Source organism: bacterium (genome assembly GCA_030655055.1).
GTDB lineage: Bacteria > Edwardsbacteria > AC1 > AC1 > EtOH8 > UBA5202.
Map to the genome: position 1 here is coordinate 1 of JAURWH010000205.1, position 22915 is coordinate 22915.

The window sequence follows — 22915 nt, forward strand, 5'->3', positions numbered from 1 at the left end:
TATTTTAGTTGGAGCGAATGGCCAGAGGGGGAAATATATTATGATGAAAAAACACCGTAGCCAAATAGTAACTGCAAAATAGTACATTTTGTTCAAGGGTTGACAAAAGTCCTTTTAATGTATATATTTATCATGTCGCCCAGCAGGGGGAAATACTAAATCCCAAACCCTAAATCCTAAATCACCGCCTTTGGCGGGATCCCGCTGTTGCGGGACAAATAACAATTAACGAAATACTAATCTCTAAACAGTTTCGGGGTCTTTGGATTTGGAAATTTTAATTTGTTTAGAGCTTAGGATTTAGACATTAGAAATTACAAGGTTCCAGTTATGCTTTGCCAATCCTGCCATAAAAAACAGGCCACATTAAGCTACACCGAGATCAAGGCCGGACAGGCCCGCCACAGGATGCTGTGCGAGGAATGCGCCCTGAGCCAGGGCCTGCTGAGCCCCATGGAGTCCGCCATCTCCGGCCTAAGCGACCTGCTTACCCAGCTGATGATGGAACTGACCGATTCCAGCCCGGCCCAGTCCGATATCAGCTGCAGCCGCTGCGGTCTCAGCTGGTCCCAGTTCCAGAAGACCGGCAGGCTGGGATGCCCCGGCTGTTACCGGGATTTTTCAGAGAAACTGGAACCGCTGGTTATGCGCATCCAGCACAGCGACCGGCATCTGGGCAAGACCGCTAAAAAGGCAGCGGTACAACTGCCGGTGGCCGGGGACCAGGCGGTCATTCTGAAACGCCAACTCATCTCCGCGGTGGAAAAAGAGCAGTTTGAACTGGCCGCCACACTGCGTGACCGGTTGAAGGTGCTGGAATCGGAGCAGGTGAAATAGGTAATTATTTTTGCCACAAAAGCATGCGCTGAGCTGTGCCGAAGTGGCACAGAAGACACAAAAACTTTATAAATAAATCATAAATTGGGAATAGTAATTATGACAATGTGTCATAATACTTTTTAATATTAACTTCGTGAAATCATGTTAATCCTGTCTATTCCAGTAAATAGGACAGTCAAATAATATGAACCCAGATGACGCAGGGATCATAGGCCTTCTGCAGCAGCCGGCCGGATGGACAAATGCCTCCGGGAAGGAGGCGGAGACCATCCTGTCCAGCCGGGTCAGGCTGGCCCGCAACCTCCAGAACTACAATTTCCCGGGCCGCTGCCGCGAGGCCGAGCGGCGGGAGATCCTGGATTTCAGCAAGGAGCAGGCCCTTCAGGTCAATTACCTCAAGGGGGCGGCATTCTTCTCCCTGGACGGGATCACCAAGCTGGGCAGGAGAGCCCTGGAGGAGCGGCGAATGGCCGGCTCCGGCCCGGGGGAGCAGCTTCAATCCGGGGTGTTGATCTCCCCGGAACAGAATGTCAGCCTGATGATCAACGAAGAGGATCATTTAAGGCTCCAGACCATATTTCCGGGGCTGGACCTGCTGGAGGCTTTCAGGGTAGCCGACCAGGTGGACGATCAGCTGCAGGAGCGGATGGAAGTGGCCTTTACCTCCGACCACGGATTCCTGACGGCCTGCCCCTCAAACCTGGGCACCGGTCTAAGGGCCTCGGTGCTGATGCATCTGCCGGCGCTGGCCTTGAGCGACCAGAGGGAGGCCTTGATCGAACAGCTTTCCCAAAAAGGGATCGTGGCCCGGGGAGCCTATGGCGAGGGCAGCCGGGTCAAGGCCAACCTGTTCCAGTTCTCCAACCGGACCTCCCTGGGCAAAAGCGAGCTGGAGATAGTGGAAGAGGTGGAGCAGGCGGCCAGATCATTGCAGAGCGAAGAGAACAAGCAGCGGGATGATCTGTGGAGCAGGTCCCGCCCCGAGTTGGAAGACAGGGTCTTTAGGGCCAGGGCGGTACTAAGCCAGGCCAGGCTGCTTTCACTTGATGAGTTTTTAAGCTTATGGTCGGCGGTCCGGCTGGGCTTAAGCCTGGGGCTGTTTGATTCCCCGAAGCTTCCGGAACTCAACCGGATGCTGATAGCCATGCAGCCGGCCCACCTGCAGTTCGCCTGCGACCGGACGCTGGATGCCACCCAGGAGGATATCGAACGGGCGGACCGGGTCCGGGCGATGTTTGTGTAGGATTCCATTTTTAGCCCAGCCCTAAAGGACTGGGCTAAAAATGATACTTTACATATTTACTACACTTTAATACTTGGATGTTATGAAAGAAAACCGCTTTACCGAGAGGGCCAAGAAGGTCCTGTTCATGGCCCGGGAGGAGGCCCGGCGGCTGCAGCACGATTACGTGGGCACCGAGCACATCCTGCTGGCCATGATCCGCGAGGGCCAGGGCGTGGCGGCCACCGTGCTGACCAACCTGGGGCTGAACCTGGAACAGGTCAAGCGCCGGGTGGAGGAGATGGCCCCGCTGGCCGGGGGAACTATGGCCCTGGGCGACATGCCTTTCAACCAGGCGGCCAAGAACGCCATGGAATACGGGGTGGACGAGGCCCGCTCCCTGCAGCACAGCTACGTGGGTACCGAGCATCTGCTGCTGGGCCTTTTGGACGAGCCCGACGGCGTGGCCGGACGGGCGCTGTTGTCCTTCGGCGCCGACACCGAGCGGGTGCGGGCCGAGATGCTGCGCCTGCTGGCGGTGGAGCCGGGCGGCCTGCCCAAGCCGGTGGCCGACTCCCAGAGCAAGACCCCGGCCCTGGATTATTTCTGCCGCGACCTGTCCCAGCTGGCCCGTGATGGCAAGCTGGACCCGGTGATCGGGCGGGCCCGGGAGATAGAGCGGGTGATCCAGATCCTTTCCCGGCGCAAGAAGAACAATCCGGTGCTGATCGGCGAGGCCGGGGTGGGCAAGACCGCCATAGTGGAGGGCCTGGCCCAGCAGATAATAGCCGGACAGGTGCCGGAGCAGATCTCCGGCAAGCGGGTGCTGGCCCTGGACCTGGCGGCGGTGGTGGCCGGCACCAAGTACCGGGGGCAGTTCGAGGAGCGCCTGAAGGCGGTGATGAACGAGCTGAAGACAGCCAGCGATGCCATCCTCTTTCTGGACGAGCTCCACACCATCGTCGGCGCCGGCGGGGCCGAGGGGGCCCTGGATGCCTCCAACATGCTGAAGCCGGCCCTGGCCCGAGGCGAGATCCAGTGCGTGGGGGCCACCACCATGGACGAGTACCGCAAGCACATAGAGAAGGACGCGGCCCTGGAGCGCAGGTTCCAGAGCATAGTGGTGGAGCCGCCGGGGGTGGAGGAGACCATCAGGATACTGAAAGGCCTGCAGTCAAAGTACGAGGAGCACCACAAGATAAAATATTCCGGAGAGGCCATTGAGTCGGCGGTCCGGCTCTCCGACCGCTACATCAGCGACCGCTTTTTGCCGGACAAGGCCATAGACGTGATAGATGAGGCGGGCTCCCGGGCCCGGCTGGGGGCCAGCGAGCCGCCGCTGGAGATCAAGGCCCTGGACGGCGAGCTGGAGCAGATAGTCCTGTCCAAGATAGCGGCGGTCAAAAAGCAGGACTACGAGGGCGCGGCCAGCTGGCGGGACGCCGAGCGCAACAAGAAACAGGAGATAGAGCGGCTGAAGGCCGCCTGGAAGAAGAGCCGGGAGCAGATAAGGGTGGTGATCGGCGAGGAGGACATCGCCTATGTGGTGGCCCGCTGGACCGGCATCCCCATCGTCAAGCTGGAGGAGAAGGAGTCGGCCCGGCTGCTGAAGATGGAACAGGAACTAAGCAAGCGTGTGGTGGGCCAGGACCAGGCCATCTCGGCCATCTCCCGGGCGGTGCGCCGCACCCGGGCCGGGATCAAGGATCCCAAGCGGCCCATGGGCTCCTTCATCTTCCTGGGGCCCACTGGGGTGGGCAAGACCGAACTGGCCAGGACCCTGGCCGCCTTTCTGTTCGAGGATGAGAACGCCCTGATCCGGGTGGACATGTCGGAATACATGGAAAAACACGCGGTCTCCCGGATGATGGGTGCCCCTCCGGGCTATGTAGGCTACGAGGAGGGCGGACAGCTGACCGAGAAGGTGCGGCGCCGGCCCTATTCGGTGGTGCTGCTGGACGAGATCGAGAAGGCCCACCCCGACGTCTTCAACGTCCTGTTGCAGGTGCTGGAGGACGGCCTGCTGACCGATTCCTACGGCCGCAAGGTCAGCTTCAAGAACACGGTGGTGATCATGACCTCCAACCTGGGAGCCCGGGAGATCAAGAAAGGCGTCAGCCTGGGATTCCAGTCGTCGGACGACCAGCAGTCGTTCGATCTGATGAAGGACAAGGTGCTGGCCGAACTGAAGAAGACCTTCAACCCCGAATTCCTGAACCGGGTGGACGAGACGGTGGTGTTCCATTCCCTGGGCGAGCCGGAGATGGAGCAGATCGTGGAGATCCTGGCCGGGCAGCTTTCCGCCCGGCTGGCCGAAAAGGACATCAGGATCAAGCTGAGCCCCGAGGCCAAGCAGCTTTTGGCGGAGAAGGGGTTCGATCCCTCCTCCGGGGCCCGTCCGGTCAAGCGAACCATTCAGCGGCTGGTGGAGGACCCGCTGTCGGAGGAGATACTGAAGGGCTCGGTCAAGCCGGGGGATGCGGTGGAGGTGGAGGCAAAGGCCGGGATCATTCACTTTAAACCGGCCAAAGGCCGGGCGGTCAGCGGGAAGAAAAAGGCGTGATAAATTATCCCACCAACTAAAAAACTAGATCAGGCCGGAACATTTTGTTCCGGCCTTGTCTTTTTATAACCCCATATGGTTTTATTAATCTCCGGTTTAAACCATTGCCCTGTTTACCGGGTCTAATGTATATTGCCAATACTGCTGTCAAAAGGGCTTTGGGACACCAAGGCCTTTTCTTTGTTCCCGTATGGCATTGAAACTGAACGGCGGCAGACAATAACGGAACATTTTGTCCCGGCTTTGCGTATTGTATATGAAGCACGTTTTCCTCTTCTAAATGGGCCTTTTTTCGCATTGACTATTAATAGGGCGGATGTTATAATTAGTTACTACGGAACAAGATACTTTAACCCACTAAAAAAACGAAAAAGTAATTGATAAAAAAAGAGTGTTATTAAATGTGCTGAGAGTCTTTGTTCAAGACTTGTTAGCGTATTTCGTGCATTTAGTGGGCAATTCAGGTAGAACTAAATAATGCTCTGCCTTCAATCCGGACGGGATCTTTTCCCCTCCGGGAAAACAAACTTATCAGGATGATCTATGAACCAAAAATTACTCCGGACAGCCTGTTTGATCCTGTTATTATCGGCCTTTACAGGTTCCCTTTCCCTGGCCCTGACCGTGACCGGCCTTAAGGTGGAGGGCAACCAGAATGTTGACCAGGCCTCCATCATCAACGCCTCCCAGCTGACCGTAGGTGACAGCGTGGACACCGACGGCCTTTCCTCGGCCCTGCGCAAAGTTTACGCCCTGGGATATTTCAAGGACGTCCAGCTTCGCACCGACAGCACCGGGATGGGCAGCGACCTGGTCTTTGTGGTGGCGGAAAAACCGCTGGTGGAGCGGGTGGAATTTTTGGGCAACGAAAAGATCAGCACCCAGGACCTGGAGGACACCCTGACGGTCCGGCCCGGTTCCATGCTGGACAAGAAGATCATCAGCCAGAACGCCGCCCTGATCCGCAATATGTACCTGGAAAAGGGTTACTCCGACGCGACAGTGCGGGACACCCTGATCGAATCCGGCAGCAAATACTCCCTGCGCTATGTGATAGACGAGGGCCGCAAGGTCCGGGTCAAAAAGATAGTCTTTACCGGGAACCCCAGCCTTAAAAGCCGGGACATCATCCAGGCCATGACCACCAAGCAGCGCGGCTGGACCATGTTGTGGAAGGCGGTTCCCTGGTACCGCAAGGGGGCCTACAGCCAGGACACTCTGACCGATGACCTGGCCCGGGTGGAACGCTACTGCCAGAACTACGGGTTCATAGAGGCCAAGGCCGTACTGGACAGCGTCAGCTACAATGACGACCGGGACCGGGTGACCACCTACATCAACCTGACGGAGGGGACCAAGTACCGGGTGGGGCAGTTGATCTTTGAGGGCAACGAAAAAATAACCACCCCCAAGCTGAACAAAGCCCTGGTCCTTAAGCCGGGCCAGGTCTTCAGCGCCGACCACGCCGACAAGACGCTGGAGAACCTTTACACCATCTACACCGAGGAGGGCTTCATCTACTGCCGGGTGATCCCGGAGCCCAGCCTGCACGACTCCATGGCCGACATGAAATACAGCATCCTGGAGAACAACCCGGCCCACATCCGGCAGGTGATCATCGCCGGCAACACCAAGACCAGGGATAAGGTCATCCGCCGCCAGCTGAAGGTGCTGCCCGGGGACCTGTTCCGCCGTTCCCTGGTGATCCGCAGCCAGCGCGAGGTTTTCTCCCTGGGATATTTTGAGGACGTCCAGATCGGCTCCCAGCCGGCCGACACCAGCGGCGACATAGACCTGATCTTCACCGTCAAGGAAAAGCAGGTGGGGCAGTTCCAGGTGGGCACCACCTACGGCGCCACCGACGGGCTGGCCGGATTCGTCCAGATCGGGATGCCCAACCTGTTCGGGCGGGGGCAGGAGATAAACTTTAAGACCGAATTCAGTTCCAAGAAGTTCAACCTGGACCTGGGCTTCACCGAGCCCTGGCTGTTCGACACCCCCACCTCGGCCGGGATCGACCTTTACCGCACCACCTATTCCTACACCACTTACGACGAGGAGAGGATCGGCGGCGGGCTGCGGCTGGGCAGGCCCATTCCCTGGCTGGATTACACCCGGGGCTACTGGCAGTATAATCTGGAACGGCTGGACATTTACAACCCTTCCAGCAGCATAGCCGCCACGGTAAACAGCCAGACCTGGCCCCGGATATCCTCCAGCACCGGCATCAGCCTGGTGCGGGACAGCCGGGACCGGCCGTTCAACGCCACCAACGGAAGCCGGACCATGCTCAGCTCCGAATTCTGCGGAGGGGTTTTGCAGGGCCGGGTGGATTACCAGAAATACATCGGCGAATACCGGTATTACCATCCCCTGTTCTGGAAGCTGGCGGTGATGGGCCGGGCCCGGGCCGGAATGGTGGACGGCTATTCCAGCCCCAATACAGTGCCCATCAGCGAGCGGTTTTTCGTGGGCGGCGCCGGCGAGGACGGCATCCGGGGCTACCCCGACCGCTCCGTCAGCACTTCCATCGGGGGGCGGGCCATGGCGGTCACCAATCTGGAACTGCGCTACGGCATAAATTCCAGCATTTATTCCATGCTGTTCCTGGATGCCGGCAACTCCTGGCTCAGCGTCAAGGACGTCCGGGCCAAGGCTTACAAGGGTTTGGGGGCCGGGGTCAGGATGGAGATCCCCATGATCGGCATCCTGGGCTTCGACTGGGCCTACGGGTTTGACCGCAAACTGCTGGGCCTGCAGGACCACTGGGAATTCCATTTCCAGATCGGGACCACGTTCTGATCACTTTAGCTGAAAGCTTATAGCCGTCAGCCATAGGCTTTTTGTCTTTGATTTTAGCAAAGGAGCGATAATGAAAATTGCCAGAAGTGTTTTTGTCTGGGCGGTGCTGCTTTTAATGGCCGCCGCTTCACCCGCTCTGGCCCAGAAAACGGGCTACGTGGACTCCAAGAAGATATTCGAAAGCTACAAGGGGGCCGGGGACATCAAGCAGCAGGTCAACCGGGCGCTGGACGCCTGGAACAAGGAGATCGAAGCCAAGCGGGCGGAGATCGACTCCTTGCAGCGGGACCTGGAGTCCCAGAACCTGGTGATCAGCAGCGAGCGCCGCAAGCTTAAGCAGGACGAGATCAAGGCCAGGAGCAAAGAGGTGGAAACCCTGATCCATCAGGTCTACGATCCCTCCGGCAAGCTGGACTCCAAGAACAAGGAACTCTCCAAGCCGATGGCGGAGAAGATCGGGGCCATCATCAAAAAGGTGGCTTTGGACAACAACATCCTGCTGGTGCTGGACTCCTCCTCGGGCGCAGTGGTCTATGCCGACAAGGACCTGGACCTGACCGACCAGGTGCTGGAGGAACTGGCCAAGGCGGAAGGGATCGTGGCCCAGTACCAGGCCACCCTGGCCCTGTTTCCGGTCTGGGATGCCGACCCCGAGGCGGTCCGCAAAAAACTGGGCAAGCTGGCCTTCGGGTATCTCTTCAGCTCCCTGGGCCGCTCCGAAACATTCAAGCCCCTGGCCCAAAAGCTGGTCCGGGATCTGGTCAAGGACAAGGGGCTGGAGGAAAAAGAGGTCAGCGATGCCCGGGGAATGGAGATGGCCAAGATACTGACCGCCCAGTTCTCCATCAGCGGAGGCATCAATTATAATGCGGCCAGCGGGCAGATCACCCTAAAACTCCGGCTGTTCAACGTGGACACCGGGATGATGCTGGCCGAGGAGAGCGAAGTGGCGGCCAGCCAGACCGAACTTTCCGGGGCCTGCGAGAACCTGGTGGCCAGGCTGGCCCAGAAGGCCGGCGGAAAATGAGAAGCATCAAGGCCAGCGAGATCGCCGCCCTGTGCCAGGGACGCCTGGCGGGCCCCGACCTGGAGCTGAAAGGGCTGTCCGGCTTAAAGGAGGCCCAGCCCGGATTTTTAAGCTTTTTATCCAACCCCAAATATGCCGCCGCGCTTCCGGATACCAAGGCTTCCTGCATAATAGTTCCCCCGGGTACGGAAGTGAGTGGCAAGACCGTCATTGAATGCCGGGATCCCTATCTGGGCTTCGCCAAGGCCGCCCAGCTTTTCTACCGGGAATCAAACCCCAGGCCTGAACCCGGGATCCATCCGGCCGCAGTGGTATCTCCCAGTGCTAATATAGATCCTTCCGCCACGGTCGGTCCGTATGCGGTGATAGAAGAAGGGGCCGGGATCGGCCCCCGCACAGTGGTGATGGGGCCAAGCTTCATCGGAGCCCGGGCCAAAATCGGAAGCGATTGTCTGATCTACCCCAACGCCGCGATCCGGGAAGAATGCCTCTTGGGCAACGGGGTCATCATCCACTGCGGGGCGGTGGTGGGCTCGGACGGCTTCGGCTACGCCCGGGAGGGCGCCAGATATGTCAAGATACCCCAGACCGGGATTGTCATTTTGGAAGACGAGGTCGAGATCGGGGCCAACTCCACCATCGACCGGGGGGCTTTGGGCCCCACCCGCATCAAGCGGGGGACCAAGCTGGACAACCTGGTGCACATTGCCCACAACGTGGAAATAGGGGAGGACGGAGCCATCGCGGCCTTGAGCGGCATCGCCGGATCATCCATCATAGGCGACCGGCTGATCATGGGGGGAAAGGTGGGGATGATCGGGCACCTGGAGATCGGCGACGACGTGATCTGTCTGGCCTATTCCGGGGTCACCAAGTCCACTCCCTCCAAGACCATGCTTTACGGCAACCCGGCCCGGCCCCATATGAGGGGCAAGAGGATAGACGCCGCGGTTGACATGCTGCCGGAGAAGATGAAGGTGATAAGCGACCTGGAGAAAAGGGTGGCCGAGCTGGAGGAGAAGCTGAAAGGATAATTCGGGACGCAGATAAACGCAGATTTCACGGATTCAATATTTCCAGCCATGGCAGAAGACCATAAAACGATTAAGCCCCTTGCATAACAAGCAGGGGGCTTCTTTGTCAAACCCTTGACAAAACGGATGATTGCGGGTATAATTAGCATATGCCAAAAACAACAATGGAGACGAAATGCCCAGACCGTGCAAATGCCGGAGAGTGAGATGTCATTCCGGAGCGCTGTATTTCAAACCCCGGGTCGTCCCGCTTTCAATGCTGGAGGAAGTGGTGCTGTCCATGGATGAGCTGGAAGCAATGCGCCTGGCCGACCTGGAGGGCCTCTATCAGGAGGCGGCCGCCGGGAAGATGATGATCTCACGGCAGACCTTCGGCAACATCATAGCCAGGGCCCATAAAAAAGTGGCCGACGCCCTGGTCAATTCAAAAGCCCTGAAGATAGAGGGCGGGGCCGTCAAGACTGTAAAATCAATTAAAAAGGGGGAATAAAGATGAAACTCTGCATACCAACCCTGGCCAGCCAGGGGCTGAAGTCATTGGTCAGTCCCCATTTCGGCGGCGCGCCGTATTTCATCATCGTCGACACCGATAACAATGCGGCGGAGGCGGTCCGGAACCAGAACGAACATCACGCTCACGGGATGTGCCATCCCCTGAAATCCCTGGAGGGACGGCTGATAGACGCGGTGATCTGCTCGGGCATCGGGGCCGGGGCGTTGAACAAGCTCAACCAGGCCGGGATCAAGGTCTACAAAACGAACGGTGAGACGGTGGAGGAGCTGGTGAATAACTTCAAGAGCAACAAGATGGAAGAGATGAAGCTGGACCAGGTCTGCCAAAGCCACGGCTGCCACTAACGAACCATAAGGTACAGCTATTCTTACAATAAAAGCCCCGCCTAATGGCGGGGCTTTTTATATATGTACTTGATTTTAGCTAAACTATTTTAGGCAGAAAAGATCTTTTCTTGAGGCGAGATGTCTTGTCAAGAACGAACGGTGGTATTCTGATGCCTCGTCCACATATCCTGCCGTCAATTCTTCTTTTTACTTGTGTGATCCATTGATAACCGATGTCATAATCATTTGTATTAAACCAATCTTGCGGGTATACTTCAACAACACCTGTCTTAAATTTGAATGAATAAATTGCCGTATGTGTACGTTCTTTTTCATTTTGACTCAGGTAATCGGAAATAACTAACACTTCCTTGATCTGTGTGAAAGGCTTTGGGGCTGACAATGTATGTCTTCCTTCTGAAAGTATGCGTATAGAAAATTCACTAACAATACAATCGTTACTGTTAACCCCAAAGTTTATATGTTTTATTGTCAAATTATGTGCTATTTCTTCATAATTACTAATTTCTGTTAACTTGGTAAAATCTAGAAGTATGAATTGAATTGTTTCGGGCGATGTGTTATTTCCCGGATTCGATCTATACCAAATGAGATAAATAGAATTATATATTTTTTGCAAATAACAATATAAACCAAGAACTAAAACAATCTTTCCGTTTTCATTCCTCAATTTAGTAATACCCGCTAATGTTTGGGATTGTTCATGTTCCCATCGATAACGGGTTTTATTTAGCACGGATCCTTCTTTATAGTACCATGGGCTAGGGCCAGGCACACCTGCCAGGGGCTTATTTATAGTGAATAGTGCCATATCACTCCGGGCTGTCCAGCGAGCCCTTGTCCAGCTGTTCAAAATTATAATCCTTGCCCTGCAGGTTCAGGTCCTGCATCTTATGGATGTTGCACATCTGGGTGGGGACATTGGCCGTAACGTAGACCTCGGGCCGGACCTTGGGGCAGGCCGGAGTGGCCAGCAGACCGGTCTCGGTGCAGACGGTGGCGTTGCTGATGCCCGATGGCACCGGGAAATCTGCCCCCGATGATTTGGCGGTGGCCAGCTTCATGAACTCGGTCCAGACCGGCAGGGCCAGTCCGGCCCCGGTGGCGCCCTCGTAGACCATCTTCTTCTGGTCGAAGCCGACCCAGACCCCGCAGACCAGGTCCGGGGTGTAACCGATGAACCAGGTGTCGGTGTAATCGTTGGTGGTGCCGGTCTTTCCGCCGGCCGGCTTGGTGAAGCCGGAAAGCCTGGCGGAGTAGGCGGTGCCGCCGTCCAGCACGGTCTTCATCATGTTGGCCATGATGTAGGCGGTCTGGGGCGAAAGCACTTCCTCGGCGTAGGGCTTGTTCTCCTCCATCACCGTGCCGGCCCGGTCGGTGATCTTAAGGATCAGCACCGGCTCCACCCGCACCCCGCGGTTGGCAAAGACCCCGTAGGCGCTGACCATGTCGTAAAGGGTGACGTCGGCCGAGCCCAGGGCCAAAGACAGCACGGCCGGCAGGGAGGTCTTGATCCCCATCTTGCGGGCGTAGCTGATGACGTTGCTGGGCCCCACGCTCTGGATCAGCTTGACCGCGATCAGGTTTTTGGAAAGGGCCAGGGCCTTGCGCAGGGAGATGGGGCCGTCGAACTTGCCGTCGTAGTTGCTGGGATACCAGGCATTGCCCGAGCCGTCGTCGTCCACCACTATCGGGGCGTCCACTATCACGTCGCCCGGGGAAAAACCGTTGTCCACGGCCGCGGTATAGACGAAGGGCTTGAAGGCCGACCCGGCCTGGCGCTTGGCCTGGACCGCCCGGTTGAACTTGCTGACGGTGAAGTCCCGGCCGCCGATCATGGCCAGCACCCGGCCGTTGTGGGGGTTGATGGCCATCAGGGCCGTCTGGATATAGGGGGTGTTGGTCACGCCCTCTTCGCTGACCGGAGCCTTGTACTCCCGGCGGCTGGGCTTGAACTTGCGGGTCTCCTCCAGCTTCTGCATCCAGTCTTCCGAGGTTTTGTTGGCCATCCGCTGGACCTCCAGGTCCAAAGTGGAATAGACCACCATCCTTCCCTGGTAGATGGCGTTGGCCCCGTATTTGGCCTCCAGGTATTTGCGGATCTCCTCCACAAAATAGGGGGCATCGTTCAGCCGCAGTTCTTTGGGCTTCAGCTTAAGCGTTTCCCGGGCGGCGGCCTCGGCCTGGGGCCTCTTGATGGCGCCGGTCTGGACCATGGCCTCCAGCACCGTGGCCCGCCGCTTGACGGCGGATTCCGGGCGGTCATAGGGCGAGTAGAGGGTGGGTCCCTTGGGCAGTCCGGCCAGCAGGGCGGCCTCGGACAGGCTCAGGCTGTCCACGTGTTTGCCAAAATACAGCTGGGCCGCGGTCTCGGCCCCATAGGCCCCGTTGCCGTAATATATCTGGTTGAAGTAAAGCTCCAGGATCTCGTCCTTGGAGAACAGCCGCTCGATCTTAAGCGCCAGAATGGCCTCGGCGATCTTGCGGGAGATGGTGCGGTCCTGGGTCAAAAACAGGTTGCGGGCCAGCTGCTGGGTGATGGTGGATGCCCCCCTCAGGCGCTTGCTCCGGCGCAGCGCAAAATCCTTCAAGGCCGCGGCGTAGCCGAACATGTCCACCCCCCAGTGCCGCCTAAAACTGCGGTCCTCGATGGAGATGGTGGCGTCCACCAGCAGTTTGGGGATCCTGGCCAGTGGCACCACTATCCGGTGCTCTTCGGCGAATTCGTAGATCAGCTGTTCCCTGGCATCGAAGACCTTGGTGCCCTGCTTGGGCTGGATGTCCTCCAGGGCCTTGGTGGATGGCAGGGTGCGGGAGTAGAAGACGAAGGCCCCGGCCCCCAGCCCCAAAAAGAAGAACAGGGCCAGCCCGGCCCAAAAGGCCAGCCTGGCGGCGGTGCGGACGAACCTGCCGGAGGTCTTGCGGGCGTGGAAGAATTCCTTTGTTCTGAATAAAAAACCGGACATATGGATGTTTACCTTTATTGGAGTTATTTCGTGAGTAAACTTGTATTATTGCCACGATCTTTCGCTTATGCTACATATTTGCCTTCACTTGGAGGCCGCAGCTTCAGCGAAGGCCTCAGGCCGTGGCAATAGGAAAGTCACCTTCAATTCTACCTTTAAATAATTGGTTAGTCAAGAGAAAAAGGCAGGCGAAGGACCTTGGCTTGACATAAGATGGTGGATGGAGTAAAATGAAAGGATTGTGTCCCGAAAATCAGATATTAAAACAAACAATAAATTAAACCAAGGAGTTCTTCATGAGACATCTCAGGTCAGCTATTCTCATAATGCTGGCGGTATTCGCCAGCCAGGTTTTGGCAATTCCCAGCCTGCCGCAGCCGCCACAGCAGCAGGACAAGAGGGACCACCACAAAAAAAACGCCCGCCCGGACTTGCGCAAAAAGTCTGTCCGTCCGGCCAAGGGCGGCTCGGTCCTGACCGCTCCGGCGGTCAAGGGAGTGGTGGCGGACGATTTCAAGATGAACACCGATTCCCTGCCGATGTTCCTGTATCGCGACGGCAACGGCATAGCGGCGACGATGCTGGAGAACGGCAACTTCATCTGCGCCTGGGCCGATTACCGGGACGGAAACATGAACATCCGCTTCCAGCGGTTCACCAGCGCCTGCCAGCCCGCCAGCGCCGTCTTCACGGCGGATGCCGGCAGGGCCTTCCAGTTCCTGCCGAAAGTGGCGGTGCGTTCGAACGGGGCGTTCGCCATCTCCTGGCTGTCATACGATGATATTGGCTACCAGCATGTTTATAGCCGGGCGTTCGATCCCTCCGGCAATCCGTTGGACACGACCATCCGGGCGGATGGGGGCAACTCACAACATGCAATGAGCCAAGCTTTGGCCGCCACCGACAGCGGGTATGCAGTGATCTGGACCGATTACCGCATCGGCGATTATAGGGTTTTCCTCCAGATGGTGGATACCCTGGGGCATCTGTCCGGCGTCGATGTGCGGGTGAGCACGCTGGGCTCAGGACAGCAGTTCTATAACGCGGCCGGAAGGGCCGGCCAGGGGTTCATAGTAGCCTGGTCAGATAACGGCAGCGGGAACTGCGTGTACGCCAGGCGGTACGATGCCCGAGGCGACACCATCGGGCCGGTATTGCAGGCCAACGGCGCGTCCACCAACATGTCCTCCCGCCCGGACCTTTGCGCTACCGACAGCGGATTTACCATTGCCTGGGACGACTGGCGCAACTCGAGCAATTACGAGATCTACCTGCAGCGGTTCGACACCGCCGGGGCGTTGCTGGGCGGCAACGTCAATGTGACCAATTACAGTTACAATGCCAGCTATCCCAGCATCGCCAGCCGCAACGGCCAGACCGTGGTGGCCTGGCAGGATACCAGCAACGGCAACTACGACGTCTATGCCCAATGGTATAAGCCCAATGGCGATACTCTGGGCGGGCAGGCGATGCTGAACGATGACGCCACCTCCTATAGCCAACAACGTCCGGTCGCCCTGGCCGGAGACAGCGGCTGGACCTTGTGCTGGCTGGATTCCCGGAATTCCGACGTACCGGTGATCTACGGCCAATACTATGACACCAGCATAGCGGCCCAGGGCGCCAACCTGATGCTGTCCGACAGCACCGCCGGTCTTCAGGGCCAGTGGGATCCATCCGTTACCGCCGGAAAGGACGGCAATTTCCTGGCGGTATGGTACGATGACCGCAACAGCGACGGCAACAACGAAGACATCTATGGACGGCTGTATTCGGGGAACGGCGCGGCCCTGACCCCGGACTTCCTGATCTCCGACACCAGCTACAGCCCCGGCAATCGCAGCGCCTACGAACCCAAGGTTGCGGGGCTGGCCGACGGCTCGTATTTGGTGGCCTGGTACGATTATCGCAGCGATAATGATTACGACATCTACGGCCAGCGGCTGGACGCTTCCGGCATTCCGGTAGGCGGGAATCACCAGATCTCCACCACCGGGACGGGATTCAATGATTACGAAATGTCGATCGCCGCCTTCGACAGCGGATACGGTGTTTTCTGGTACGCTTATGATCCAAGCTGGAGTTATTCCAATATCTATGGCCGGCTTTTCAAGACCAACGGCGACAGCGTGGGAACAACCATCAACATATCCGATACCGTTCCAGCCCATTACACGGGGTCTCCCAGCGCGGCCGCCAACGACAGCGGGATAGTCGTATCGTGGCAGGATTATCGCGACGCCAGCCATGATCACATTTACGGCCAGAGGATTCTGTTGAACGGGAGCCTTTTAGGAGGTAATTACCTGATCGGCGACAGTCTTGATAACGACCAGTACGATCCCTCCATCGCCGGGACCAACAGCGGGTTCATGGTCACCTGGTACAATTACTACGGTGACAGTTCATCCATCGCCGGACAGCGACTGGATGCGGCCGGTCAGCCGGTGGATACAAACTATGCCGTCAGCACCCAATCAGGTCTGTATCACGAATGTCCGTCGGTAACTGTTTCCCCGGACGGCGACCGCTACGCGGTCATCTGGTATACCCGGACCGGCGGCAGATATGTCTTGTTAAGCCAGCTCTATCAGAACGGCCTTCCGCAGGGCGTCAACGAGATGGTGGTCGATACTACCGTTTGGATTGATGCCGAAACATACGGCGGACAGAGCATCGCGGCCACCAATGACCGGCTGTTCTTCACCTGGTACGGGTTTAAGAACAACAGCAAAACTTATTACGATGTCTACGGCAAGGTCACCGACTGGAACGGCACCGGGGTCGCAAATGATGACGGGGGCGGCTCCACGGGCCTGACGGCGTCCTATGCCCTGCAGGCCTGCCGGCCCAACCCGTCTTCGGGCCGGGTGAGCTTTGGCTACCAGCTGCCGAAGACATCCAAGGTCAGCCTGACGGTGTACAACATCGCGGGGCAGGTGGTCAAGCGGTTTGACCTGGGCACCAAGCCCGCCGGCCAGCACAAGGTAGACTGGAACGGTAACAGGGTGGCGGCCGGTGTGTATTTTTACCGGCTGCAGGCCGGAGACTTTAGCTCCACCAAGAAGCTGATGATAGTCAAGTAGATCTCTTTCCTTAGCACAAAAGGGCTGCCCTTCCGGGCAGCCCTTTTGGTTTCCGGGGTGAATTTAATCTCCGAAATGTATTGAAAAATACTTTTTAAATAGGGTATAATTATATGTTATGGTTGGAATTGAAGAAAATCTTAAGATCGTTCAAAAGCGGATAGCCGAGGCTGCCTTAAAAACCGGCCGCCAGCCCGGCGATATCACCCTGGTGGCGGTCACCAAGACCGTGGCCTCAGACCTGATAAACCAGGCCATCGCCGGAGGAGTGACCGTCATCGGCGAGAACCGGGTGCAGGAGGCGGTCCAGAAGCATCCCGATATAAGCGGCGGCGTGCAATGGCACCTGATAGGACACCTCCAAAGCAACAAGGCCAAAAAAGCGGTGGAGATGTTCTCCCTGATCCACTCGGTAGATTCCCCGGACCTGGCCCGGGAGATCGGCCGGAGGGCGCTGGAGGCAAACAAAGTGCAGGAGGTCCTGCTGGAGGTCAATACTTCGGGAGAGCCACAGAAATACGGGTTCGGGCTGGAAGAGATCTTGAATGCTTTAAATGAAGTAAAGGATATAGAGGGAATAAAGGTCATGGGTCTGATGACGGTGGGCCCGCTGACCGAAGACGACCAAAGGGTGCGAAAGGCATTCCGTCGGTTGAGAATAATTTTTCAGGAGGCTGCCAAGCTGGGCCTGCCGAACGTTCAGATGAAGCACCTGTCCATGGGAATGTCCGGCGACTTCGAGACAGCGATAGAGGAAGGGTCGAACATGGTGCGGATCGGCAGCGCCATCTTCGGAGCCAGGCACTGATTAACCACCCTTCGATACACTCAGGGTAAACTCCGGCACGGAGACACAGAGAAAATTTAAAGGTATTTCAATGTTCATTCTGGCAAATCTGATAATAGCTATTGGCAAGGTCTTGGGTATGGCACTGGACATCTACATGTGGGCCATCATCATCCGGGCCCTGCTGTCCTGGGTCAATCCCGACCCTTACAACCCCATTGTCCGGCTGCTGCACAAGCTGACCGAGCCGGTGCTGGGGCCGCTCCGCCGCATCATTCCCCTGGGCGCGGTGGGGCTGGACCTGTCGCCGATGCTGGTGATCCTGGCCATAATATTCGTCAAACAGTTTCTGATAACCAGCCTGATAGAATGGGGCTTCCGGCTGAAGCAGATATAGAGCATCCGGGGTGTTACGATCCACAGACGCCGTCGTCCATAGCCGCCTTTTAATGAAGCAAACTATGGCGTCGGACGATTACGCAGACGTTGTAGTGAGCGTTAGCCGAACTATTTTTGCAGATGAAAAATCGGAACAGCTAAAACTTTTGGATAAAGAAAATAAAGACCTTGACTCAGAAATCTAAACTTTAGGAGGTCCCTTATGAAGCTGACCCCTCTAGATATACGCAAGCAGACCTTTAAGAAAAAATCCATGGGCGGATCGGATCCGTCCGAGGTCCAGGCTTTTCTGGAGATGGTAGCCGGCGAGGTGGAGGAGCTGATCCGGGAGAACACCAGCCTGGCCGAGCGGTTGGAGGGCCTGGAGACCAAGGTGGACGATTACCGCCGGATGGAGAAGACCCTTCAGGACACCCTGCTCTCGGCTCAGAAGACCTCCGAGGAGCTCCGCAAGAACGCGGAGCAGCGGGGCGATCTGATGATCAAGGAGGCCCAGTTCAAGGCCGACCAGATCATCGGCGAGGCCCGGGCCCGGCTGATGGACCTGCAGCGCCAGATCGCCGACCTCAAGAACATGCGCACCGGATACCTGGCCAAGTTCCGCAGCCTGCTGGATTCCCACCTGGAGATCCTGCAGTACCAGGAGATGGATTCCGGGGTCCGGATCCAGACCAACATCTTTGCCGGAAGCAAAAAGGAGGAGGCGCCCCCGGAGGCTAAGGCCCCCGAGATCCCCAGCCAGCCGGGCCGGGCCATGGACGAGCAGAAGATGGCCGACATGCAGAGGATGCTTTCCACCCTGATGGAGACCGCCAAGCTGACGATCCCCGAAGTCCCGCAGGCGGAAGAGCCGCCCCAGGTTCAAACCGAAACACCCACCCCCGGGGAAGAAATAAAATGAGCGAATTTAAACAGAAGATCCAGGAGACAGCCGACTTTCTTAAGTCAAGGACCAAGGTGGTGCCCCAGATCGGGATCATCCTGGGAACCGGGCTGGGCGGGCTGGTCAAAGAAATTGAGATCATAGACACCATCCCCTACGAGACCATCCCCAACTTTCCGGTCTCCACCGTGGAGAGCCACGCCGGCAAGCTGATCTTCGGCAAGCTCTCGGGGAAATTCGTGATGGCCATGCAGGGCCGCTTCCATTTCTACGAAGGCTACAGCCTGCAGCAGGTGACCTTTCCGGTGCGGGTGATGAAGGCCCTGGGGGTGAGGACCCTGATCGTCTCCAACGCCTGCGGCGGGGTCAACCCCGCCCACCGGGCCGGCGACATCATGCTGATCTCCGACCACATCAACCTGATGGGCGGGCACCCGCTGATCGGCAAGAACGACGAGACACTGGGCCCCCGCTTCCCCGACATGCACAACCTCTATGACCAGGAACTGCTGTCCCTGGCCGAGTCGGTGGCGCTGGAGGAGAAGATCAAGGTTCAGAAGGGCGTTTACCTTGGCCTGACCGGGCCCACCCTGGAGACCGGGGCCGAGTACCGGATGATCCGGATACTGGGCGCCGATGTGGTGGGGATGTCCACCGTGCCCGAGGTGATAGTGGCCCGGCATGCCGGGCTCAAAGTGCTGGGATTCTCCATCATCACCGACATGGGCTTTCCCGAGGCCATGAAACCGGTCAGCATAGAGGAGGTTATCCATGTGGCCGGGACCGCCGAGGTCAAATTCGTCCGGCTGGTGAAACAAACGGTCGCTAAAATGCAATAGTGGTAAAAGGGATAAACGTATAAAGGGGTTAAAGGTTTTATAATAATTTACCTTTTTCAACATTTTCAAACAAAGAAAGAAATAAGTCATGTCTATCACTGTCGTAGGCTCCATCGCACTGGATTCTGTAAAAACCCCGTTCGGCGAGGCCAAGGAAGCCCTGGGCGGCAGCGCCCTCTACTTCTCATCGGCCGCCAGCTTCTTCACTCCGGTCAGCCTGGTGGGGGTCATCGGCGAGGACTTTCCCAGGGGCGACATCGACTTCCTGGCCAAAAGGGGGGTGGACCTGAGCGGGCTGGAAACCGCCAAGGGCCAGACCTTCCGCTGGGCGGGCTCCTACGAATACGACATGAACGAAGCCAAGACCCACGCCACCCATCTCAACGTGTTTGAGACCTTCCACCCCAAGCTGTCCGAAGCCCACCAGAACGCCGAGTTCCTGTTCCTGGGCAACATCCATCCGGCCCTGCAGCGGGAGGTGATCGGCAAGGTCAAGCAGCCGCTGGCCATCGGCTGCGACACCATGAACTTCTGGATCCAGGGCAGCCGGGAAGAGTTGCTTAAGACCATCAGGCTGGTGGACATAATGTTCATCAACGACGCCGAGGCCCGGATGCTGGCCGGGGTGCCCAACCTGATCAAGGCCGCCCGGGCCATCAGGGAGATGGGCCCCAAGATACTGGTGATCAAGAAGGGCGAGCACGGGGCCATGCTGTTCTCCGGCCAGACCGTATTTTCCGTTCCGGCCTTCCCGGTGGAAGATGTTTTTGATCCCACCGGGGCCGGCGACAGTTTTGCCGGCGGCTTCATGGGATATCTGGCCTCCAAGGGCCAGCTCAGCGACCAGGTCCTGCGCCGGGCCATGATCTATGGCAGCGTGATGGCCTCGTTCAACGTGGAGAAATTCTCGATGGAACGTCTGAAGACCCTGACCAAGGACGAGATCGAACAGAGGTTCAAGGAATTCAAGAAGCTATCCCATTACGAGGAATTAGAGGCTTAACGGCACAATGTCATGCTGAGCAGACAAGCTTGCCGGCAATCCGAAGCATCTTCCATTTACTCAAAGAAACAACGATGATGAAAAAAGTCCTGCTGTCATTGATCATTTTAGCGGCGGCATCGTCAATCCTTAACGCCCAGTCCGACCGCAAGACCGCAGTGGCGGTGATGAACCTCAAGGGTTCCGGCATCTCGGAACAGGACACCCGTTTCCTGACCGACCGGCTGACCATCGAACTGCAGCGGGCCGGGATCTTCGATGTGCTGGAGCGGGACAAGATGGCGGAGATCCTAAAGGAGCAGGGATTCCAGCAGACCGGGGCCTGCGACGAGACCGCCTGTCTGGTGGAGGCCGGGCGGATGCTGCCGGTGCAGAAGATGATCGGCGGAAGTTTTGGCAAGATCGGCGAGGTCTACGCCGCCCAGCTGAGGCTGATAGACCTGAAGACCGGCAAGGTGGAGATGACCTCGGCCCGGGACTACAAGGGCCAGATGGAATTTCTTTTGACCGTGGGCATGAGGGAGGTGGCCGAGGAACTTTCCGGCAAACGCGAGATCCAGGCCCAGACCCCGGTCCAGACCCAGACCACGCCCCAAACCGAAGTGATGATGCAGCGGCTGTTGGAAGGCCAGGCCCAGCAGGAATACAAATCCAAGGGCTGGACGCTTTTCTGGTCTCTGGTGATGCCGGGGGCAGGCAACTTCTACGCCAAGAGTTACGGCCGGTCGGCATTCTTTTTCTTCGGCTCCATCACCGCCCAGTCGGCCGCCACGGTACAGGCGGTCACCGACAACAGTTCGGGCGCTGGCGGCTGGGCCCTGGCCTACGTGGTCCTGCGGGTAGCCGATGTGGTGGTGGCCAACCGCAGCGTCAATCGCTACAACCAAAATGTGCGCAAGAAATACGGGCTGACCTACGAATACCTTCCGCAGAGCAACGAGATAAAAACAGCATTAAGCGTGCAATTTTAAGAAAGACCTATGTACCAGGACGTACCCCAAAATCTTGATTTCCCCGAACTGGAAAAAAGAATACTGAAATTCTGGGAAGACAACAAGACCTTCGAAAAGCTGGCGGCCAGGAACCGCGGTTCGGCTCAGAAATTCCGTTTCATTGACGGGCCGATCACCGCCAACAACCCCATGGGGGTGCACCATGCCTGGGGCCGCACCTACAAGGACCTCTATCACCGCTACAAGGCCATGCAGGGCTATGATGCCCGCTACCAGAACGGCTTTGACTGCCAAGGCCTGTGGGTGGAGGTGGAGGTGGAAAAAGAGCTGGGCTTCAAGTCCAAGAAGGACATCGAGGCCTACGGCATCGATAACTTCGTCAACAAGTGCAAGGAGCGGGTGGACAAGTTCTCCCGGATCCAGACCGAGCAGTCCATCCGGCTGGGCCACTGGATGGACTGGGACAATTCCTATTTCACCATGGCCCCGGACAATAATTATGCCATCTGGCATTTCCTTAAAAAATGCCACGATCAGGGCTGGATCTACAAGGGCCGCGACGTGATGCCCTGGTGCACCCGCTGCGGCATAGCCCTCTCGGACATGGAGATCGCCACCGAGGGCTACAAGGAGATGACCCACAAGAGCGTCTACATCCAGCTGCCCATCCTGGGCCGGGACAAGGAATATCTGCTGGTCTGGACCACCACCCCCTGGACCCTGACCTCCAACACCGCGGTGGCGGTGCATCCGGATTTCACCTATCTAAAGGTCAAACAGGCCGGGCAGATATTTTACCTGGCCAAGGGCCGCAAGGAGATCCTGAAAAAGGATTATGAGATCATCTCGGAACTTCCCGGCCGGGAACTGGTGGGCCTTAAGTATGAAGGGCCTTTCGACCACCTGCCGGCCCAGCAGGGCATAGAGCACCGCACCGTGGCCTGGAAGGAAGTGACCGAGGAGGACGGCACCGGTATGGTGCACATCGCCCCGGGCTGCGGCAAGGAGGATTTTGCCCTTTCCAAAGTTGAAAGCCTGAAAGTAGTGGCCCCGCTGGACGAGGCCGGAGTATATCTGGACGGGTTCGACTGGCTGACCGGCCAGAACGTCAGCGGGGTGGCCGAGGCCATCGGCGAGGACCTGAAGAAACGGGGGGTGCTGTACTACGCCCAAAAGATCACCCACCGCTATCCCGAATGCTGGCGCTGCCACTCAGAACTGGTGTTCCGGCTGGTGGATGAGTGGTTCATCAGCATGGGGCCGGTCTACGACAAGCCCTACGGCCAGGTCACCGCCGAAGAGAAAGAACACAGCCTGCGCTACCGGATCATGGACTCAGTCAAACAGGCCCGCTGGATCCCGGACTACGGCCTGGACCGGGAGCTGGACTGGCTGAAGAACATGGGCGACTGGTGCATCTCCAAGAAGCGCTACTGGGGCCTGGCGTTGCCCATCTACGAGTGCAAGGAGTGCGGCAACTTCGAGGTGATCGGCTCGGAGACGGAGCTGAAGGAGCGCGCCCTGGAGGGGTGGGACGCTTTCGCCGGGCACTCACCGCACCGCCCGTGGGTGGACGCGGTGAAGATCCAGTGCCCCAGGTGCGGCGCCAGGGTGAGCCGCATCCCCGACGTGGGCAACCCCTGGCTGGAC

18 protein-coding genes are annotated in these 22915 nt (G+C 57.7%); 16 read left to right on the top strand and 2 right to left on the bottom strand.

The window, feature by feature from the left end; genetic code table 11:
* The first annotated feature begins 330 nt into the window (after nt 1-330).
* The 8 genes from Q7U71_09565 (at nt 331) to Q7U71_09600 (ending at nt 10346) form a co-directional block, all read left to right on the top strand.
* Nucleotides 331-837 (top strand): UvrB/UvrC motif-containing protein, encoded by a 507-nt coding sequence (locus Q7U71_09565; GenBank protein ID MDO9392005.1) that lies wholly within the window; start codon nt 331-333, stop codon nt 835-837.
* Nucleotides 838-1024: 187 nt separating this feature from the next.
* Nucleotides 1025-2083: an ATP--guanido phosphotransferase gene (locus Q7U71_09570; GenBank protein ID MDO9392006.1), complete on the top strand. Its 1059-nt coding sequence runs from the start codon at nt 1025-1027 to the stop codon at nt 2081-2083.
* An 82-nt stretch (nt 2084-2165) separates the two neighbouring features.
* Nucleotides 2166-4625, top strand: coding sequence for an ATP-dependent Clp protease ATP-binding subunit (locus Q7U71_09575; GenBank protein ID MDO9392007.1), 2460 nt, complete (start codon nt 2166-2168; stop codon nt 4623-4625).
* Between the two features lie 543 nt (nt 4626-5168).
* On the top strand, nt 5169-7427 hold the full coding sequence (gene bamA / locus Q7U71_09580) for an outer membrane protein assembly factor BamA (protein MDO9392008.1): 2259 nt from the start codon (nt 5169-5171) through the stop codon (nt 7425-7427).
* A gap of 70 nt (nt 7428-7497) precedes the next feature.
* Nucleotides 7498-8454 carry an OmpH family outer membrane protein gene (locus Q7U71_09585; protein MDO9392009.1) on the top strand — a complete coding sequence of 319 codons (957 nt, stop codon included), beginning with the start codon at nt 7498-7500 and terminating at the stop codon, nt 8452-8454.
* On the top strand, nt 8451-9488 hold the full coding sequence (gene lpxD, locus Q7U71_09590) for a UDP-3-O-(3-hydroxymyristoyl)glucosamine N-acyltransferase (GenBank protein MDO9392010.1): 1038 nt from the start codon (nt 8451-8453) through the stop codon (nt 9486-9488). The genes Q7U71_09585 and lpxD overlap by 4 nt, the downstream gene beginning before the upstream one ends.
* Before the next feature lie 175 nt (nt 9489-9663).
* On the top strand, nt 9664-9978 hold the full coding sequence (locus tag Q7U71_09595; protein MDO9392011.1) for a DUF134 domain-containing protein: 315 nt from the start codon (nt 9664-9666) through the stop codon (nt 9976-9978).
* Between the two features lie 2 nt (nt 9979-9980).
* A complete protein-coding gene (locus Q7U71_09600; protein ID MDO9392012.1) occupies nt 9981-10346 on the top strand; it encodes a NifB/NifX family molybdenum-iron cluster-binding protein in 366 nt (121 codons plus the stop codon).
* Between the two features lie 79 nt (nt 10347-10425).
* Here Q7U71_09600 and Q7U71_09605 read toward each other — a convergent pair whose 3' ends face one another.
* Both Q7U71_09605 and Q7U71_09610 read right to left on the bottom strand, forming a co-directional pair.
* Nucleotides 10426-11160 (bottom strand): hypothetical protein, encoded by a 735-nt coding sequence (locus tag Q7U71_09605; GenBank protein MDO9392013.1) that lies wholly within the window; start codon nt 11158-11160, stop codon nt 10426-10428.
* 1 nt (nt 11161) lies between these two features.
* A complete protein-coding gene (locus tag Q7U71_09610) occupies nt 11162-13315 on the bottom strand; it encodes a PBP1A family penicillin-binding protein (protein MDO9392014.1) in 2154 nt (717 codons plus the stop codon).
* Nucleotides 13316-13611: 296 nt separating this feature from the next.
* Between Q7U71_09610 and Q7U71_09615 the strand changes: the two genes are divergently transcribed.
* The 8 genes from Q7U71_09615 to Q7U71_09650 all read left to right on the top strand — a co-directional run.
* Nucleotides 13612-16401 (top strand): T9SS type A sorting domain-containing protein, encoded by a 2790-nt coding sequence (locus tag Q7U71_09615; protein ID MDO9392015.1) that lies wholly within the window; start codon nt 13612-13614, stop codon nt 16399-16401.
* Nucleotides 16402-16519: 118 nt separating this feature from the next.
* On the top strand, nt 16520-17209 hold the full coding sequence (locus tag Q7U71_09620) for a YggS family pyridoxal phosphate-dependent enzyme (protein ID MDO9392016.1): 690 nt from the start codon (nt 16520-16522) through the stop codon (nt 17207-17209).
* Nucleotides 17210-17279: 70 nt separating this feature from the next.
* Nucleotides 17280-17585, top strand: a complete 306-nt coding sequence (locus tag Q7U71_09625; protein MDO9392017.1) for a YggT family protein — start codon at nt 17280-17282, stop codon at nt 17583-17585.
* 204 nt (nt 17586-17789) lie between these two features.
* Nucleotides 17790-18488: a DivIVA domain-containing protein gene (locus Q7U71_09630; GenBank protein ID MDO9392018.1), complete on the top strand. Its 699-nt coding sequence runs from the start codon at nt 17790-17792 to the stop codon at nt 18486-18488.
* Nucleotides 18485-19309 (top strand): purine-nucleoside phosphorylase, encoded by an 825-nt coding sequence (locus tag Q7U71_09635; protein MDO9392019.1) that lies wholly within the window; start codon nt 18485-18487, stop codon nt 19307-19309. Before Q7U71_09630 ends, Q7U71_09635 begins: the two co-directional genes overlap by 4 nt.
* Nucleotides 19310-19397: 88 nt before the next feature.
* Entirely contained in the window at nt 19398-20312 is a 915-nt protein-coding gene (locus Q7U71_09640) for a PfkB family carbohydrate kinase (GenBank protein MDO9392020.1), read from the top strand.
* Nucleotides 20313-20386: 74 nt separating this feature from the next.
* A complete protein-coding gene (locus Q7U71_09645; GenBank protein ID MDO9392021.1) occupies nt 20387-21283 on the top strand; it encodes a CsgG/HfaB family protein in 897 nt (298 codons plus the stop codon).
* Nucleotides 21284-21292: 9 nt separating this feature from the next.
* On the top strand, nt 21293-22915 hold a 1623-nt coding region (locus Q7U71_09650), incomplete at its 3' end, for a class I tRNA ligase family protein (GenBank protein ID MDO9392022.1).

Excerpts from the sequence above, each read along its gene's own strand:
- Q7U71_09615 (MDO9392015.1), top strand. The coding sequence starts at position 13,612 with ATGAGACATCTCAGGTCAGCTATTCTCATAATGCTGGCGGTATTCGCC.
- Q7U71_09570 (MDO9392006.1), top strand. The coding sequence starts at position 1,025 with ATGAACCCAGATGACGCAGGGATCATAGGCCTTCTGCAGCAGCCGGCC.
- bamA (MDO9392008.1), top strand. The coding sequence starts at position 5,169 with ATGAACCAAAAATTACTCCGGACAGCCTGTTTGATCCTGTTATTATCG.
- Q7U71_09605 (MDO9392013.1), bottom strand. The coding sequence starts at position 11,160 with ATGGCACTATTCACTATAAATAAGCCCCTGGCAGGTGTGCCTGGCCCT.
- Q7U71_09640 (MDO9392020.1), top strand. The coding sequence starts at position 19,398 with ATGTCTATCACTGTCGTAGGCTCCATCGCACTGGATTCTGTAAAAACC.
- Q7U71_09610 (MDO9392014.1), bottom strand. The coding sequence starts at position 13,315 with ATGTCCGGTTTTTTATTCAGAACAAAGGAATTCTTCCACGCCCGCAAG.
- Q7U71_09600 (MDO9392012.1), top strand. The coding sequence starts at position 9,981 with ATGAAACTCTGCATACCAACCCTGGCCAGCCAGGGGCTGAAGTCATTG.
- Q7U71_09645 (MDO9392021.1), top strand. The coding sequence starts at position 20,387 with ATGATGAAAAAAGTCCTGCTGTCATTGATCATTTTAGCGGCGGCATCG.
- lpxD (MDO9392010.1), top strand. The coding sequence starts at position 8,451 with ATGAGAAGCATCAAGGCCAGCGAGATCGCCGCCCTGTGCCAGGGACGC.
- Q7U71_09585 (MDO9392009.1), top strand. The coding sequence starts at position 7,498 with ATGAAAATTGCCAGAAGTGTTTTTGTCTGGGCGGTGCTGCTTTTAATG.
- Q7U71_09635 (MDO9392019.1), top strand. The coding sequence starts at position 18,485 with ATGAGCGAATTTAAACAGAAGATCCAGGAGACAGCCGACTTTCTTAAG.
- Q7U71_09630 (MDO9392018.1), top strand. The coding sequence starts at position 17,790 with ATGAAGCTGACCCCTCTAGATATACGCAAGCAGACCTTTAAGAAAAAA.
- Q7U71_09575 (MDO9392007.1), top strand. The coding sequence starts at position 2,166 with ATGAAAGAAAACCGCTTTACCGAGAGGGCCAAGAAGGTCCTGTTCATG.
- Q7U71_09620 (MDO9392016.1), top strand. The coding sequence starts at position 16,520 with ATGGTTGGAATTGAAGAAAATCTTAAGATCGTTCAAAAGCGGATAGCC.
- Q7U71_09565 (MDO9392005.1), top strand. The coding sequence starts at position 331 with ATGCTTTGCCAATCCTGCCATAAAAAACAGGCCACATTAAGCTACACC.
- Q7U71_09625 (MDO9392017.1), top strand. The coding sequence starts at position 17,280 with ATGTTCATTCTGGCAAATCTGATAATAGCTATTGGCAAGGTCTTGGGT.
- Q7U71_09595 (MDO9392011.1), top strand. The coding sequence starts at position 9,664 with ATGCCCAGACCGTGCAAATGCCGGAGAGTGAGATGTCATTCCGGAGCG.